Raw genomic sequence first — 14,533 nt, 5'->3', positions numbered from 1 at the left:
TGACGATGGCCGCACTGATTGCTACCCTTTCGGCTCCGGATGCGAGTCTGACAAGACGGACCGTCTCGTCTTGTGGCAGACTACCGGGGGTAGTCAGGATATGTAAAGCGGGCCAGCGCCGCAGTGAGGACCACCAGATGCCAAGCGATCTCACCGAGGTGGGCGCGCCGGCGAACACGCCCCGGCGTCGCAGCGAGAAGTCCCGCACGGCGATCGTCACGGCGACGCGCGAACTGCTCCTCGAGCGCGGGTTCGACGGCCTGTCCATCGAGGCCGTCGCCGCCCGGGCCGGCGTGGGCAAGCAGACCATCTACCGGTGGTGGCCCACCCGTCCCGCGCTGGTCGCCGACGTCATGCTGGAAGACGCCGACACGCTGCTCGCGTCGGTCAACCACAGCGGCGATCTGGCTGCCGATCTGGTGAGGTGGGTCGGAAAGCTGTTCGCCAGCCTGACCACACCGCGGGGTTCGGCCATGCTGCGCACCCTGACCGTCGCCTGCATGGAACACGAGGACACCGCCGTCAAGTTGCGGGCGGGATTCAGTGCGCCGCTGCACGATAGCGTGCGGGCCCGGTTGCTCGCCGACGGCATCGACGAGGCGGTCGCCGAATCGGCCGCGGATGCCATCGTCGGCGGCGTGGTGTATCCGATCCTGTCCGGCGCGCAGCCCTACTCCCGACGGCGGGCGGAACGGACCACCCGGCTCATCGTGGACGCACTGACCCGGGGCTGACCGCCGCCGCGCGGTCGACCGAGATTGCGGCCAGCCCCCGGCTCACCCGGTCGGGCAACGAGCCGCCGTGGCTCAGCCAGTCGTCGAGGGCGATGCGCACCGCCGCCATCGCCAGCGCGCCGATCAGGCGCGGCCGCGGATCGTGCTCGGCCAGCCCGGCCATCCGCGGCGCGACGAGCTCGGCGATCGCCACCTCGTAGCGCACATAGACGTGCAGCGTCCACGCATCCAGCGTCTCGGATGACCTTGTCAGCGTGGCTAATTCGCGGACCTGGTTCTCGATCTCGGCGAAGTCGCGGGCGAGTTCGCCGAACGCGCCGATGACCGCCTCCATCGCGCCGAGCTCCGGAGGCTGGGCCGCGAGGGCGGCGGTGATCCGGTCGAGCCAGTGGCCATTCATGCCCTCGGCCACGGCGTCTTCCTTGGAGTTGAAGTACCGGAAGAAGGTCGCGCGGCCGATGTCGGCGGCGTCGGCGATGCGGCCCACGGTCGCCCCCGCCAGACCGCGACTGGCGACCAGGCGGGCGGCGGCGGTGGCGATGCGCTGACGCATGGCCGCTCGCTTCCGTTCGGCCAGCGACGTCACGGGCGCCGAAGCCGGCACCGACGCGGACGTTGCAGACATGCCCCCACCCTGTTCTCACGAATCGCCACCAAAAGCCTAAGACATAGTCTTAGCATGAGACGATGTCTCAGACTGGTGTTCCGTCCGTCCAGGCCGCCCCGAAGGCCCGCGCCGCGCTGGAGTTCTTCCAGCAGATGCTCACCGACGTCAGCAAGATCGTGGCCGAGGACGCCGAGTCCGCACGCGAACTCGCCGAGGGGTTGCGGGTGGTGGCGCGGGTGTCCTCGCTGTGCGCGCAAATGTCGGTCGAGGCCGACCCGGACCGGCCGTCGTTCTTCGATATGTGTTCGGACAACCGGATGGTGGGCGGCCCCAACCCCGACGGCAACTACTACCTGGCCATGATCCGCGGGGATCGCCGCTACCGGATCACCGGCTCCCGCGGCACCAGCGCCTACCTCGGCTTTCAGATCCTGGCCGGCACCGGGCTGACCCCGCGGCGGATGGCGGGCTACGTCAGCGACACCGACCTGAAGCTGGACTCGGGCGACTTCACGCTCGTCCTGTCCGCCGACGAACCGCCCGACCTGGCCGGCGCGCAGTGGGTGAAGATCCCGGCCGACGCGTCGTCGGTGGTCGTGCGGGAGTACATCGGTGACCGGACCGCCGAGAAACTCGCCGCGCTGCGCATCGAAGCGCTGGACCCGGGCCCGCTGACGGCGCTGACCGACGACGAACTCGCCGATCAGTTCACCGCGATGGCGTGGTCCCTGATGAAGCTCACGACCCTGCACCGCACCATCAAGCCCGAACTCCTCGAAGCCCCGAACACCTTGCTGACGGCCCAGGCCGCCGATCTGGGCGCGGCCGACACCACGCCCGACAACCTCTACATGATGGGAACCTTCCGGCTCGAGCCCGGCCAGGCCCTCGTACTCGACATCGCACCACCCGACACGCGGTACTGGAACGTCACCCTGGAAAGCATCTGGCACGAATGCCTGGAGCCGCGCCGCCGGCACAGTTCGGTGACCAACCGCGGTGTGCGACCCGACGCCGACGGCCGCGTTCGAATCGCGGTCTCCGACGAGGATTTTGGGCTCGGTCATTGGCTCGACACCGGCGGCCGGCAGCGCGGGTTCATCGTCCTGCGCTGGCTGGACAACCCGAGCCCACCCGACGTGACGGTGTCGGTGCACCAGGGACGGCAGCGGTGATGACGCTGCAGGACCGGTTCGCCCCCGAACGGCTGATCGCCGCCGCCTGCGAGGAAGTCGGCAGCGACGACTTCGGCGCCGAGGGCTGGCGTCCCGGGCTGCACCGCGTCACCGACGGGTTGATCAACGATGCGCGGCTATCGGATATCGGCGTCGAGATCGCTCACCTCGACCTCATGCGCGCCCTGAAGAACCGGCTCGGCGTAATCGCTTGGCGCAAGCAACATCCCGAGGTCGCCGAGCAGAAGATCACCGCGCCGATATTCATCGTCGGCCAGCCACGCACCGGCACCACGATCCTCTACGACCTGCTCGCCCAGGATCCCGAGCTGCGCGCCCCACTGACCTGGGAGGTCGACGAGCCCTGCCCCGTCCCGCAGCCCGAGACCTATCACGACGATCCGCGTATCGCCCAGATTCAGGCCAGCATCGACATGTCCGAACAGATCATGCCGGGCTTCTTGGCTTTTCATCCGATGGGCGCCCTGGTCGGGCAGGAATGCGTGCGCATCACCGCGGCCGAGTTCGTCAGCATGATCTTCTCGGTGCAGTATCGGCTGCCGGGCTATTACCGCTGGCTGCTGTATGAAGCCGACCACGCGGGGGCGTATCGCTTCCATCGAATCTTCTTGCAGCACTTGCAGTCCGGTGTGGCCGGCCAGTGGTTGTTGAAGTCGCCCGCGCACCTGTGGCAGCTGGACGCGTTGCTGGCCGAATACCCGGACGCGCTGATCGTGCAGACACACCGCGATCCGGTCAACGTCATCTCGTCGATCGCCGCGCTCACCCATCACCTGCGCCGGATGTGCAGCGACGAATCCAGCATCACCGAGTGTGCGGCCCAGTCCTACGAGGAGATCGTCGTCGGCCTGGACCGGGAGATGGCGTTGCGCGACAGCGGCGCCGTGCCCGCGGGGCGCGTCATCGACGTGCGGTTCGCCGATTTCATGACCGACCCGTGGATCACGATCAAAGACATCTACCGGCGGCTGGACCGCGAGCTGCGGCCCGACACCGAGCAGAAGATGCGCGAGTTCCTCGCCTCCCATCCCTCCGACGGTGGGCACGGCCGTTACACCTGGTCGGACACGGGGCTCGATGCCGGTGAGGTCCGCGAGCGGGTGACCGCGTATCAGGACCGCTACGGGGTACCGGCCGAACCGCTGCGGTGAGGCGTCCGGACGGCATCGAACGCGCCTGCGGCGCATAGCCTCTCCGAGCGGTAGGCTCGCCGCAAGGCGATGGGAGCGGCGGTGGATGAAGATTGTCTGAAGCTCACCACCTATCTGGCGGAGCGCCGGCGGACCGGCGGCGGCTTTGTCTCCGATGTGCTGCTCGGCCTTTATGAGCGGCACCGCATCGCTGCCGGCGTGGCGCTGCGCGGCATCAGCGGCTTCGGCACGATGCGCCATTTTCGTACTGATCAGTCGTTGACGCTGTCCGAAGATCCGCCCGTCGTGATCGTCGCGGTCGACACCAGAACGAAGATCGAGGCACTGCTCGACCCCGTGCTGACGATCAAACAACGCGGCCTGGTCACCCTGGAGCGTGCGCGGCTCCTGCACGAGGACATCGGATCCCCGCAGCTGCCCGAGGACCTGCACGACGCCGTCAAATTGACGATCTACGTCGGCCGCAAGCAACGCGTCAACGGGACGCCCGCCTACATCGCGCTCTGCGACTTGATGCACCGGCGCGGGCTGGCCGGCGCCACGGTGCTGTTGGGCGTGGACGGTGTCGCGCACGGAGAACGCCAGCGCGCCAACTTCTTTGGCCGCAACGCTGACGTTCCGATGATGATCGTCGTCGTCGGCTCCGGCGAGCGCATCGGCCGCGTGTTGCCCGAACTCGCCGGGCTGCTGCGCACGCCGTTGTTCACCCTCGAACGGGTCCGAGTCTGCAAGCGCGACGGACAGTTTTTGGAAAGACCGCACGCCCTGCCCGGAACGGACGAACACGGCTTGCCGCTGTGGCAGAAGCTGACGATCTATACCTCCGAGTCGGCGCAGCGCGGCGGCGCGCCGATTCACCGCGCGATCGTCCAGCGGCTGCGCCAGGCCGGGACCGCGGACGGCGCCACCGTCCTGCGTGGCGTGTGGGGGTTTCACGGCGATCACCCGCCCCACGGCGACAAGCTGCTCTCGCTGACTCGCCGGGTACCCGTGGTGACCATCGTGATCGACACCCCGGCCAACGTCGCCGAATCCTTCGCTGTCATCGACGAATTGACGAGCGAAGAGGGACTGGTCACCAGTGAAATGGTGCCCGCGTTGGTGTCCGACGAAGGCGACAGCGGGCAGGGGCCGCCGCGCATGGCCCGGCACCGCTATTAGCGGCGATCGCGAGCGCGGCGCAACAGGTCAGCCGGCGACCGAGGCGTCGTAGATCGACTGGATCGCCTTGTCCAGCGTGGTGTTGAACTGCTCGTCGGTCTGGTCGACCGAAAGCCCCTCGGTGAGCGCGCGGCTGAAGCTGGCGATCAGGCCGGTGTTCTTGGCGAGCAGCTCGTTGGCCTCCTCGCGCGAGTAGCCGCCGGAGAGGGCCACCACCCGCATGACCTTCGGGTGTTCGATCAGCGGACGGTAGTAGTTGGCCTCGGTGGGCAGGCTCAGCTTGAGCATCACGCGCTGCCCGTCGGGCACGCTGTCGAGCTGCTTGGTGATCTCGTCGCGCAGGATGCGCTCGGCCTCGGCCTTGTCCGAGATCGAGATGGTGACCTCGGGCTCGATGATCGGCACCAGACCGTGCGCGAGCACCTGACGGGCGACCTCGAACTGCTGGGCGACCACGGCGGCGATGCCCTCGGCGTTGGCCCCGCCGATCACCGACCGCTCCTTGGTGCCGAACACGCCCTTGCCCACGGCCCGCTCCAGCAGCTCGTCAAGCCCCGGCATGGGCTTCATCAGCTGGACGTCGTTCGACGCGTCCGCCAGCCCCTTGTCGATCTTGAGGATCGGCACCACGCCCTTGGTCTCCCAGAGGTAGGTGGTCGACGGCTTGCCCTCGATCTCCCGGTCCATGGTCTGTTCGAACAGGATCGCCGCCAGCACCCGGTCACCGGTGAACGACGGGGCGGTGATGATCCGCGAACGCATCTCGTGGATGAGGTCGAACATCTCCTTGTCGGAGGAGTACGCGCTGTCCTCGATGCCGTACAGGCGCAGCGCCTTCGGCGTCGAGCCGCCGCTCTGGTCGAGCGCAGCGATGAATCCCTTGCCCGACGTCATCCGGTCCGCTTGCTGCTGGTTCGACATTGAACTCTTCACTCCCTCGTAATGGGCGCACCCGGCCGGGGAGGCCACGCACGCTCAAGCCTGAATCGTGCCGATCATATTCGGCCAGCCCCGACCGGAAGAGACAGGCCGTCGCGGGACCGCCGGGCGGCGGGAATCGTGCAGCATTTTGAGGCGGGATTGATGCGTGTCCTACCATTGACCAAACACTTGTAGCTGTATCTGCACTGAGCGGCGCAGATCGACCGGGGTGGATCTCCCGCGTAGGCAAGCGTGTTCCCCGAGGGGTTGAATCAGCAGCCCCCGGATATGGCAGTGGCTGTACCAGAGCTAGCGGTGTCCCGCACGGGACCGAATGTGAGTGATAGACCATGGGCGAACAATCCGGCGATGTCGTCGACCCAACCGCTTTTGAAGTGGGCAAACACCAGGTAGATCAGGCTGTCGTGCTGACCGTCTCGGGTGAAGTGGACATGCTCAGCTCGCCGCAGCTGGCCGACGCCATCCAGACCGCGTTGGCCACCAAGCCCGCGGCGCTGATCGTCGACCTGTCGAAGGTCGGTTTCTTGGCCTCGGCCGGGATGACCGTGCTGGTGACCGCGCAGGCCGAAATCGAACCGCCGACGAAGTTCGCGGTCGTCGCCAACGGCTCGGCCACGAGCAGGCCGATCAAGCTGATGGGGATCGACAGCGTGCTCGCGCTGTACAGCAGCCTGGACGGCGCGCTGAGCGGTGTCGCCGGGGAATGAGCCTCGACGCGAGTGCGAACACACCTGGGGGCGATGGGTCGGTTCGATCGGCCACATAACGTGTCGAACCTCGATGACCGCACTCTTTTCGTCCGAACGGGCGTGGCGGCCGACGCACGCAGCGCCGCCCGGACCCGCGCCGAGTTCGGCGCCTGGTTGAACCGGTATTTCTCACTGTGCGCCGATCGCTTCAGCGACCTGCTCCTCGCGGTGAACGAAGCGATCGCCAATGCCGCGGAGTTCGCGTACGTCGACGCGACGCAGCGCGGGACCGTGGATGTGCGGGCGGCCTACGACGCCGGCTCCGACACCCTCGCCGTGACCGTCGACGACCGCGGCCGTTGGCGGCAGCAGGTGCCGGCACAGCGCAACGCGCAGATGCGTGGCCGCGGCATCCCGTTGATGGAGGCGCTCGCCGACGAGGCGGCCATCGCGTGCACACCGCGGGGCACCCGCGTCACCTTGATCTGGACCGGCCTGACCCGGTCGGCCTGCACCGCCTGAACGCCTATCCGGCCAGCACCTGCGCGATGCGGTCTTCGCGCGGCAGCACGTGCCCGTCGTCGAGGGGTTCGTCGATTCCGAGGTCGGTGAGCCCGGCTTTGGTCAGCAGCGAGGTGCCGTAGGCGGCGAGCACGAGTTTTTGATCGTCGCTGTGGCCGTCCTCGACGAGCATCGCGCCGATGAGGCAGATGACGGCCATCTTGTAGGCGTTGAACGCCCGGTACCAGGGCCGGTTGGCAACGCTGATCCCGCTGGCCGATTCGTAATGCGCCAGCAGGGCATCGATGGACAGGGCCGCGGGGTGGCTGTTGATCCCTACCGGCTGCATCCACAGCATCTCCAGCCAGCCGATGTCGGTAAGCGGGTCACCGACGGTCGTCATCTCCCAATCGAAGACGGCACTCACCTCGCCGGCGGTGAAGGCGAAGTTTCCCGGCTTCGCGTCGCCGTGCACCAGCGAAACCGTGGGGCACGGGTCCGGCTTGCCGGCGAGCAGGGCCCCATGAAGGCGCTCCAGGGCGGGCAGGCGGTCGCGCTTGACCCGGTTCATCTCCGCGGCCCAGTGGTCCAGTTCGCGCTCCAGGTGGTCGGCGCCGTCGTCCAGGGTGGCCAGCCCGGTCCGGGTGAGGTCGACCGTATGGATGGCGGCAAGTTGTTCGACCAGGCTCTGGCACATCCGAACCACCGTGTGGTCGGCCGCACCGGTGGGTGGCTCCATTTCGTACACGTCGCCGGCGACGTGTTCCATCACGAAGAACGGCCGGCCGAGGACCTCGCCGGTCGGTTCGAGCCACAGCGCCGCCGGGACGCGGACCGGCGTGCCGGCCAGGGCGCGCAGGATGGCGAACTGGCGCGCGAGGTCGTAGGGCTCCAGCAGAGCGGGTGGTCTGGGCCGCAGCCGCAACACCACGTCGCGGCGGTCGTGGCGGCCGGCGCGCCGGGTGACGACGCTGAGCGTCATCATCTCCGCCGAGTGCCCGAAGCTCACCCGGTCGATGCCCTCGAGGCGGACGTCGTCGGCGTCGCGCACCTGGGTGCGCACCCAGTCGGTCAACCGCCGTTCCCGATCGGCGTCCAGGGTCATCGCCGCACCCCGTCGCTGTCCTCCTGTAAGCGATCGACCGGGGTCTTGTCCTGGGTGAAGGCGGACATGTCCATCGCGGTCCAGTTGGGGTAGCGGGCATAGCCCTGCCCGCCCATCAGCAATTCGAAGATGCCCCAACCGGTCTCGCCGCCCCGCTCGAATCGCATCAGCTGGTCGAGCGCCATCGATTTACTCTCGGTCTCGGACAGCTGGTCGGGATCGCTGCTGTCCCAGGCGAAATGAATGAAGTAGGCGCCCCCACCCAAGTCTTCGTATTGGCAGTGTGCCATCGGCAGGCCGTAGTAGGCGTTGACTTGCTGGTGGGGTGCCTCGGCGATCACGCGATGGGCCTGGCCGTCTTCATCGGTGAACACGAGTATCGCGCGGGCGGGTCGCTTGCGGTCGCCGTCGAATTCGACATCGTGCTCGATCTTGACGAATCGTTTCGATAGCCTCCCATCCGCGTAGGTGATGCCGCCGTCGACGTAATTGACTGTGCCGTCGGACGATTCGATGATCCACGCTTCGATCGCGTGGTCGTCGAACCCGGCGTCGAGCCACAACCAGAAGTCGATCTTGTCCGAGACCCGCACGCCGAAGGTGCGGTCGCGGCCGCCGTGGAAGCCGTCGACGCTGACGCGTTCCCCATCGATCGTCACCCAGCCGCTCCATCGCCCGGGTTCTTTCATGTGGTACATGTCGGCGAGCAACTCGCCGTTTTTGCCACGCACCTTCATGGGCAACAGCTCCCACATCGGCGCGGTGGGTTCGTAGTAGAGCTCCCACTCGATCCCGGAGTTGTTGGGCCCGACGTCCAGCCGCCACTTCTTCAGCGGCTCGACGCAGGTCCAGCGCATCGGTCCGGCGCTCAGGTCGCCGCGGTCGTCGCCGGTGACGGGCCGCCCGGACAGCAGGTCCCAGTGCCGGCCGTCGGCGAGGCTGACCTTGACGTAGCCCAGCCCGGTGCCGGTGTTCGGGTTGTTGCCGTAGCCGCTGGCCAGCAGCAAGGTGCCGTCCGGCGACGCGGCGAAGAAATAGCAGCGATCCGACCACGTCGGATCGGCGTTGTGCACCTGGTCGAACGTGCCCGGGAGCTGGTGGGTGAACGACTCGTCGGCGGCGGAATACGCCATCATTCGGCCTTTCTGGCGGGGTTCGTCGTTGCGCTGCAAGGCGTTTCGGCGAGGGACTGCGGCCGGGGTGAATTGGCATCCGATACCGAAGCAGCACAACGCATCCCGTAACATCGCCGCCATGGAACCGAGCCGGCGGTGGGGCGACGACCGCGCGATCCTCGACGACGAGGAGGCCCGTAGACGGATCCTGGATGCCGCCGGGCGCTGCATCGTCCGGCGCGGCAACACCCAGTTCCGCATGGGCGAAGTCGCCGATGAGGCCGGGGTGTCGCGCTCGACGGTGTACCGCTACTTTCCCGGTCGCGACGACGTCCTGCTGGGATTGATGCTGGCGCGGATCGACACCGCGCTCGGCGAATTGGTGCGCTCGCTGCCCGCACCCGACGACCCCGTTCGGTCGGTGCCCGAGATGGTGCTGGCAAGGGTGGAATCCGTGGACGGCAACCCGCTGAACGAAGCGCTGTTCGCGGCCGAGAGCACCGCGGTGGCCTCGGCGCTCGAGAAGGGTTCCGAACCGATCGTCGAACTGCTGTTGCGGCATTACGGGCCGTTGCTCGACCGTTGGAAGGCGGCCGGGCTGCTCTACCCGGACGTCGATTTCCGCTCGATCGTCCAGTGGCTGCACGCCGCGACCCTTTTCCTGCTGGCGCCCTCGTGGCGCTACCGCCCCGCGGCCGACAAACGCGAATTCGTCGAACAGCTCGTGGTGAGGGCCCTGGTTCCACAGATCAGACAATAATCGTATATTGTCTGATGTCCAGACGTTCGATTGGTTTTCTCCGACGGCGTCGGTGTCGCTGGCGCAGCACCGGCGTCGGGTTGAGAGCCGGGATGGATGGACATGAAAAACCCAGTGGGACAAGCCTTCTCCTTTGTAGGCCTGGCCGCGCACCTGGGCCGGGGCGCGGGCCGGGTGGCGACCGACGCGGTGGTGGGTGGCCGGTTCGGCTTGCCTCGGTCGGCCGACGAGATCGATCCCGCGGTCCTGTCCCGCGTCATGGGAACCACCGTGCGGTCGGTGCGGGTGCTGAGCAGGGACGCGGGCACGTCCTCGCGCGCGCGGCTGGTGCTGACCGGCAAGAACGTCCCGGAGTCGGTGTTCGTCAAGGTCGCGGCGCAGACCGCCGCCACCCGCCTGATGGGTGAGCTCGGCCGGCTCGGGCACACCGAGGTGCGCTTCTACCGCCAGCTCGCGCCGCAGGTCATCGACGTTCCCTACTGCTACGGCGCGGCCTTCGACCCGTGGACCGGCCGGTACCTGCTGGTGCTGGAGGATCTCCCGGCAGAGTCGTGCGAGTTCCCCGACACCTTGCACCCGCTGTCGACCGACCAGGCCGGCCTCATCGTCGAACTGCTGGCCGAACTGCACGCCACGTTCTGGGACCGGCTGCCGCGCGACGGGCGTGGGCCGCTGGGCTGGCTGTACACGCCGTCCGGCGACGTGACGTCGCTGTTGACCGGCTCGCTGATGCACGCCTCGATCAAGCGCCTTGCCGAGCGGACCACGATCCCGGTCGAGAACGGGGCGTTCATCGCCGACAACTACCGCGACGTGGCCGCGCTCATCGACACTCCCCCGCACACCGTCATGCACGGCGACGCCCATCCCGGCAACATGTACTTCCAGGGCGGCAAGGCCGGGCTGCTGGACTGGCAGGCGGTGCGGCGCGGGCACCCCAGCCGCGAGCTCGCCTACACCCTGATCACCAGCCTGACCCCGGAGGACCGGCGGGCCAGCCAACGCGAGCTGCTCGACGACTACCGGCGGGCGCTGGTGGCGGCGGGAGGCCCCGAGCTGGACCGCGACGACCTGTGGCTGCGGTTCCGCCAGGGCGCGCTGTACGCCTATGTCGCCCCGCTGATCACCACCGGGATGGGCGGCATGCAGGTCGAAGACATCGCCATGGAAGGCCTGCGCCGGGGCGTCGCCGCGCTCGACGATCTGGAAACCGTCGCCGCGCTGAAGAGTTCTTTGTAGGGCTTGCGAATTCGGCCGAAGCTATTGCCTTCGCCACGCCACGAGTTACGCTACCTACCGTAGCGAAATGCTGTGCGCCTTCCGCTCAGCCCTCCGAGACAGCCCGCGGCGGCGAAGAGGAGTCTCATGTTCGACCTGAAGATCACCGGTGGAACCATCGTCGACGGCACGGGCGCCGAGCGCTACCGCGCCGACATCGGCATCAAGGACGGAAAGATCGTCGACGTCGTCCGCCGCTCCGCCGACGGCCTCGAGATGGGCGGGGAGGCGGCCGAAACCATCGACGCCACAGGGCATGTGGTGGCCCCCGGCTTCGTCGACATCCACACCCACTACGACGGTCAGGTGACCTGGGACGGCCTGCTGGAGCCGTCCAGCGGCCACGGCGTCACGACGATCGTGACCGGCAACTGCGGCGTCGGTTTCGCCCCCGTGCGGCCCGGCACCGAGCAGTGGCTGATCGAACTGATGGAGGGCGTCGAAGACATCCCCGGCACCGCACTGACCGAGGGCATCACGTGGGGTTGGGAAACCTACCCCGAGTACCTCGACGCGATCGACAAGCACAAGTTCTCCGTCGACGTGGGCAGCCAGGTCGCCCACGGCGCGATCCGCGCCTACGCGATGGGCGAGAGGGGTGCGCGCAACGAGCCCGCGACCCCGGACGACATCGAGGCGATGGGCCGGCTGGTCCGCGAGGCGATCGAGGCCGGCGCGCTCGGCTTCTCGACGTCACGCACGATGGGGCACCGCGCGATGGACGGCGAGCCCGTACCCGGCACGTTCGCCGCCGAGGAAGAACTGTTCGGCCTCGGCCGCGCCATGGCCGCCGGCGGCCAGGCGGTGTTCGAGCTGGCCCCGCAGGGCGCCGCGGGTGAAGACATCATCGGCCCCAAGAAGGAACTCGATTGGATGCGACGGCTGAGCGGCGAGATCGACCGCCCGGTGTCGTTCGCGCTGATCCAGGTGGACGCCGACCCGAACCTGTGGCGCGAGATGCTGGACCTGTCCGCGGACGCACACGCCGCGGGCGCGCGCCTGTATCCGCAGATCGCTGCGCGCCCGTTCGGCATGATGATCGGTTTCCAGGGCCACCACGGCTTCAGCCACCGGCCCACGTACCGCCGGTTGAAGGCCGAGTGCAGCCGCGAGGAGCTCGCGCGGCGGCTCGCCGATCCCGCGGTGAAGGCGGCGATCCTGTCCGAGGACGACCTGCCGGTGGACCCGACCCTGTTGTTCGACGGGATGTTCGCTTTGGTGCAGCACTCGCTCGGGCGGCTCTACTCGCTGGGTAACCCGCCCGACTACGAGCCCACCCCGGACCGCACCGTCGCCGCGATCGCCCAGGCCCGCGGTGAGGACCCGCTGTCCACGCTGTACGACCTCATGCTCGAGTCCGACGCGACCAACATGCTGATGCTGCCGCTGTTCAACTACGCCGACGGAAACTGCGACGCGATCCGCGAGATGATGCTGCACCCCGCCGGCGTGCTCGGGCTGTCCGACGGCGGCGCGCACTGCGGGATGATCTGCGACGCTTCCTATCCGACGTTCCTGCTGACGCACTGGGCGCGGGATCGTAAGCGGGGCGAGAAATTGTCGCTGGAATACGTGATCCGCAAACAGTCCCGTGACACCGCCCATCTGTTCGGCCTCACCGACCGCGGCACCATCGAACCCGGCAAGAAGGCCGACATCAACGTCATCGACATGGACGCGCTGAGGCTGCACCCGGCGGCGATGGCGTTCGACCTGCCGGCCGGGGGAAACCGGATCCTGCAGGGCGCCAGCGGTTATGCGGCGACCATCGTCAGCGGGACCGTCACCCGCCGCAAGGACGTCGACACCGGGGCCCGCCCCGGACGCCTGGTTCGCGGAGCCCGCTGAGAGCTCCGAACCATGGCAACGGCCGCCCGCAACCCGACGCGCACCCGCTCGCACGTCCAGGAGGATGCGATCGGCACGCCGCCGGAGAATCCGACGCTGGTGCCGGCCGAGCGGTACTACTCCCCGGCCTTCGCCGCACTCGAGGTGGAGCGGATGTGGCCGAGGGTGTGGCAGCTCGCGTGCATGGTCGACCACATCGCGGCGCCCGGTGACTATTTCGAGTACCGCTGCGGGCCGTACGGGGTGCTGATCGTCCGCGACGACGACGGGGAGATCCGCGCGTTCCAGAACGTGTGCCGGCATCGCGGCAATTCGTTGTGCACGGGCTCGGGTTCGGGCCTGCGCGAACTCAAGTGCGGCTATCACGGGTGGACCTGGGACCTGGCCGGCGCGCTGAAGCGGGTGCCGAACCGCAAGGGCTTCGGCTCGCTGCGCATGTCCGACTTTCCGCTGTTACCGGCCCGGGTAGAGACGTGGGCGGGACTCGTCTTCGTCAACCTCGACCTCGACGCGATGCCCCTGATCGAATACCTGGAGGCGGTGCCCGACGACATCGCCTGGTGCCGGCTGGAGGACTTCCGCTGCTACGCCACGCTCACGGTCGACGTCGACGCCAACTGGAAGACGATCGCGGACGGCTACAGCGAGACCTACCACATCCAGACCCTGCATCCCGAGCTGCTGCGTTGCGTCGACGACATCCATGCGCCGCAACGGATTTGGGGCCATACCGGCAAGTCGGATCAGCCCTACGGCGTGCCGAGCCCTCGCCTGGGCGGCGCGCTGACCGACGAAGAGGTGTGGGACGCCTACGTCTACACGCAGGGAGCGCTGATGGGCGCGGCCGAGGGCACGCCCTTTCCCGCCGACGAACGCCGGCCCGGGCAGACGGTGGCCGAACTGATCGCCGAGCGAACCCGGGCCTTCGCCGCGGGCCGCGGCGTCGATCTCAACTGGGCCGACACCGACCGAATGACCCGATTGCACCAGTACAACGTGTTCCCCAACATGACCCTGTTAGCCAACGCCGACCACCTGACCGTCATGTGTTCGCGCCCGGGCGCCGACCCCGATAAGGGCGAGCTGGTGATGTTCTTGACGACCCGGATGCCGCCGGGCGCGCCGCGCGCCAAGCCGGCCGATGTGCGCATGGCCGCCGACGCGGCCGAGCCGGGCGTCGTGCTCACCCAGGACATCGCGGTGCTCCCCGGCCTGCAGCGCGGCATGCACCAACCCGGCTTCACTCACTTGGTGTTGTCCAGCGAGGAACGCCGCGTGATCAACATGCACCGCAACCTAGAGCGCTACCTCGACCTGCCGGCCGCCCAGCAAATGAGCGGCGGCGCGGCGAAATGATCTGTCGCAACATAGTTCGTGTACACAGGGCGAAAGTGCCCTCGGGCGATTTAGAATCCCGCTTGTGATGACCCCGTCTTACCCCTGGGG

14 protein-coding genes are annotated in these 14,533 nt (G+C 68.0%); 10 read left to right on the top strand and 4 right to left on the bottom strand.

Going from position 1 to position 14,533, the window contains the following annotated elements; genetic code table 11:
* The first annotated feature begins 137 nt into the window (after window positions 1-137).
* Entirely contained in the window at window positions 138-734 is a 597-nt protein-coding gene (locus tag QGN31_RS00240; protein ID WP_014943183.1) for a TetR/AcrR family transcriptional regulator, read from the top strand.
* Here the strand turns inward: QGN31_RS00240 and QGN31_RS00235 are convergent.
* Window positions 706-1,359 carry a TetR family transcriptional regulator gene (locus tag QGN31_RS00235; RefSeq protein WP_043955522.1) on the bottom strand — a complete coding sequence of 218 codons (654 nt, stop codon included), beginning with the start codon at window positions 1,357-1,359 and terminating at the stop codon, window positions 706-708. The genes QGN31_RS00240 and QGN31_RS00235 overlap by 29 nt on opposite strands.
* A gap of 62 nt (window positions 1,360-1,421) precedes the next feature.
* On the opposite strand from QGN31_RS00235, the gene QGN31_RS00230 reads away from it, so the two are divergent.
* The 3 genes from QGN31_RS00230 to QGN31_RS00220 all read left to right on the top strand — a co-directional run bounded on the left by QGN31_RS00230 (window position 1,422) and on the right by QGN31_RS00220 (window position 4,849).
* A complete protein-coding gene (locus QGN31_RS00230; RefSeq protein ID WP_014943185.1) occupies window positions 1,422-2,516 on the top strand; it encodes a DUF1214 domain-containing protein in 1,095 nt (364 codons plus the stop codon).
* A complete protein-coding gene (locus QGN31_RS00225; RefSeq protein WP_043955524.1) occupies window positions 2,516-3,688 on the top strand; it encodes a sulfotransferase family protein in 1,173 nt (390 codons plus the stop codon). Before QGN31_RS00230 ends, QGN31_RS00225 begins: the two co-directional genes overlap by 1 nt.
* An 81-nt stretch (window positions 3,689-3,769) precedes the next feature.
* On the top strand, window positions 3,770-4,849 hold the full coding sequence (locus QGN31_RS00220) for a DUF190 domain-containing protein (RefSeq protein WP_179293369.1): 1,080 nt from the start codon (window positions 3,770-3,772) through the stop codon (window positions 4,847-4,849).
* Between the two features lie 27 nt (window positions 4,850-4,876).
* On the opposite strand, the gene QGN31_RS00215 is transcribed toward QGN31_RS00220, so the two are convergent.
* Window positions 4,877-5,770 carry a fructose bisphosphate aldolase gene (locus QGN31_RS00215; protein ID WP_009953137.1) on the bottom strand — a complete coding sequence of 298 codons (894 nt, stop codon included), beginning with the start codon at window positions 5,768-5,770 and terminating at the stop codon, window positions 4,877-4,879.
* 350 nt (window positions 5,771-6,120) lie between these two features.
* On the opposite strand from QGN31_RS00215, the gene QGN31_RS00210 reads away from it, so the two are divergent.
* Window positions 6,121-6,498, top strand: a complete 378-nt coding sequence (locus QGN31_RS00210; protein ID WP_014943188.1) for an STAS domain-containing protein — start codon at window positions 6,121-6,123, stop codon at window positions 6,496-6,498.
* 60 nt (window positions 6,499-6,558) lie between these two features.
* A complete protein-coding gene (locus QGN31_RS00205; RefSeq protein WP_014943189.1) occupies window positions 6,559-7,002 on the top strand; it encodes an ATP-binding protein in 444 nt (147 codons plus the stop codon).
* Between the two features lie 4 nt (window positions 7,003-7,006).
* Here QGN31_RS00205 and QGN31_RS00200 read toward each other — a convergent pair whose 3' ends face one another.
* Complete coding sequence (locus tag QGN31_RS00200; RefSeq protein WP_014943190.1) at window positions 7,007-8,086, bottom strand: phosphotransferase family protein; 1,080 nt, start codon at window positions 8,084-8,086, stop codon at window positions 7,007-7,009.
* Window positions 8,083-9,219 carry a DUF7064 domain-containing protein gene (locus QGN31_RS00195; protein WP_193375573.1) on the bottom strand — a complete coding sequence of 379 codons (1,137 nt, stop codon included), beginning with the start codon at window positions 9,217-9,219 and terminating at the stop codon, window positions 8,083-8,085. Before QGN31_RS00195 ends, QGN31_RS00200 begins: the two co-directional genes overlap by 4 nt.
* 121 nt (window positions 9,220-9,340) lie before the next feature.
* On the opposite strand from QGN31_RS00195, the gene QGN31_RS00190 reads away from it, so the two are divergent.
* The 4 genes from QGN31_RS00190 (at window position 9,341) to QGN31_RS00175 (ending at window position 14,443) form a co-directional block, all read left to right on the top strand.
* Window positions 9,341-9,961: a TetR/AcrR family transcriptional regulator gene (locus QGN31_RS00190; protein ID WP_008262421.1), complete on the top strand. Its 621-nt coding sequence runs from the start codon at window positions 9,341-9,343 to the stop codon at window positions 9,959-9,961.
* A gap of 102 nt (window positions 9,962-10,063) precedes the next feature.
* On the top strand, window positions 10,064-11,200 hold the full coding sequence (locus tag QGN31_RS00185; protein WP_193375526.1) for a phosphotransferase: 1,137 nt from the start codon (window positions 10,064-10,066) through the stop codon (window positions 11,198-11,200).
* A 126-nt stretch (window positions 11,201-11,326) separates the two neighbouring features.
* Window positions 11,327-13,087, top strand: coding sequence for an N-acyl-D-amino-acid deacylase family protein (locus QGN31_RS00180; RefSeq protein ID WP_014943194.1), 1,761 nt, complete (start codon window positions 11,327-11,329; stop codon window positions 13,085-13,087).
* 12 nt (window positions 13,088-13,099) lie between these two features.
* Window positions 13,100-14,443, top strand: a complete 1,344-nt coding sequence (locus QGN31_RS00175; protein WP_014943195.1) for an aromatic ring-hydroxylating oxygenase subunit alpha — start codon at window positions 13,100-13,102, stop codon at window positions 14,441-14,443.
* Window positions 14,444-14,533 lie beyond the last annotated feature (90 nt).

Source organism: Mycobacterium sp. 2-64, assembly GCF_035918375.1.
Taxonomy (GTDB): domain Bacteria; phylum Actinomycetota; class Actinomycetes; order Mycobacteriales; family Mycobacteriaceae; genus Mycobacterium; species Mycobacterium intracellulare.
The sequence above is the reverse complement of the archived record's forward strand: the minus strand, read 5'-3'. Positions and strand labels throughout refer to the sequence as shown.

Coding starts and splice junctions, on each gene's coding strand:
- QGN31_RS00240 (WP_014943183.1), top strand. CDS start 138: ATGCCAAGCGATCTCACCGAGGTGGGCGCGCCGGCGAACACGCCCCGG.
- QGN31_RS00235 (WP_043955522.1), bottom strand. CDS start 1,359: ATGTCTGCAACGTCCGCGTCGGTGCCGGCTTCGGCGCCCGTGACGTCG.
- QGN31_RS00230 (WP_014943185.1), top strand. CDS start 1,422: ATGTCTCAGACTGGTGTTCCGTCCGTCCAGGCCGCCCCGAAGGCCCGC.
- QGN31_RS00225 (WP_043955524.1), top strand. CDS start 2,516: ATGACGCTGCAGGACCGGTTCGCCCCCGAACGGCTGATCGCCGCCGCC.
- QGN31_RS00215 (WP_009953137.1), bottom strand. CDS start 5,770: ATGTCGAACCAGCAGCAAGCGGACCGGATGACGTCGGGCAAGGGATTC.
- QGN31_RS00210 (WP_014943188.1), top strand. CDS start 6,121: ATGGGCGAACAATCCGGCGATGTCGTCGACCCAACCGCTTTTGAAGTG.
- QGN31_RS00200 (WP_014943190.1), bottom strand. CDS start 8,086: ATGACCCTGGACGCCGATCGGGAACGGCGGTTGACCGACTGGGTGCGC.
- QGN31_RS00195 (WP_193375573.1), bottom strand. CDS start 9,219: ATGGCGTATTCCGCCGCCGACGAGTCGTTCACCCACCAGCTCCCGGGC.
- QGN31_RS00190 (WP_008262421.1), top strand. CDS start 9,341: ATGGAACCGAGCCGGCGGTGGGGCGACGACCGCGCGATCCTCGACGAC.
- QGN31_RS00185 (WP_193375526.1), top strand. CDS start 10,064: ATGAAAAACCCAGTGGGACAAGCCTTCTCCTTTGTAGGCCTGGCCGCG.
- QGN31_RS00180 (WP_014943194.1), top strand. CDS start 11,327: ATGTTCGACCTGAAGATCACCGGTGGAACCATCGTCGACGGCACGGGC.
- QGN31_RS00175 (WP_014943195.1), top strand. CDS start 13,100: ATGGCAACGGCCGCCCGCAACCCGACGCGCACCCGCTCGCACGTCCAG.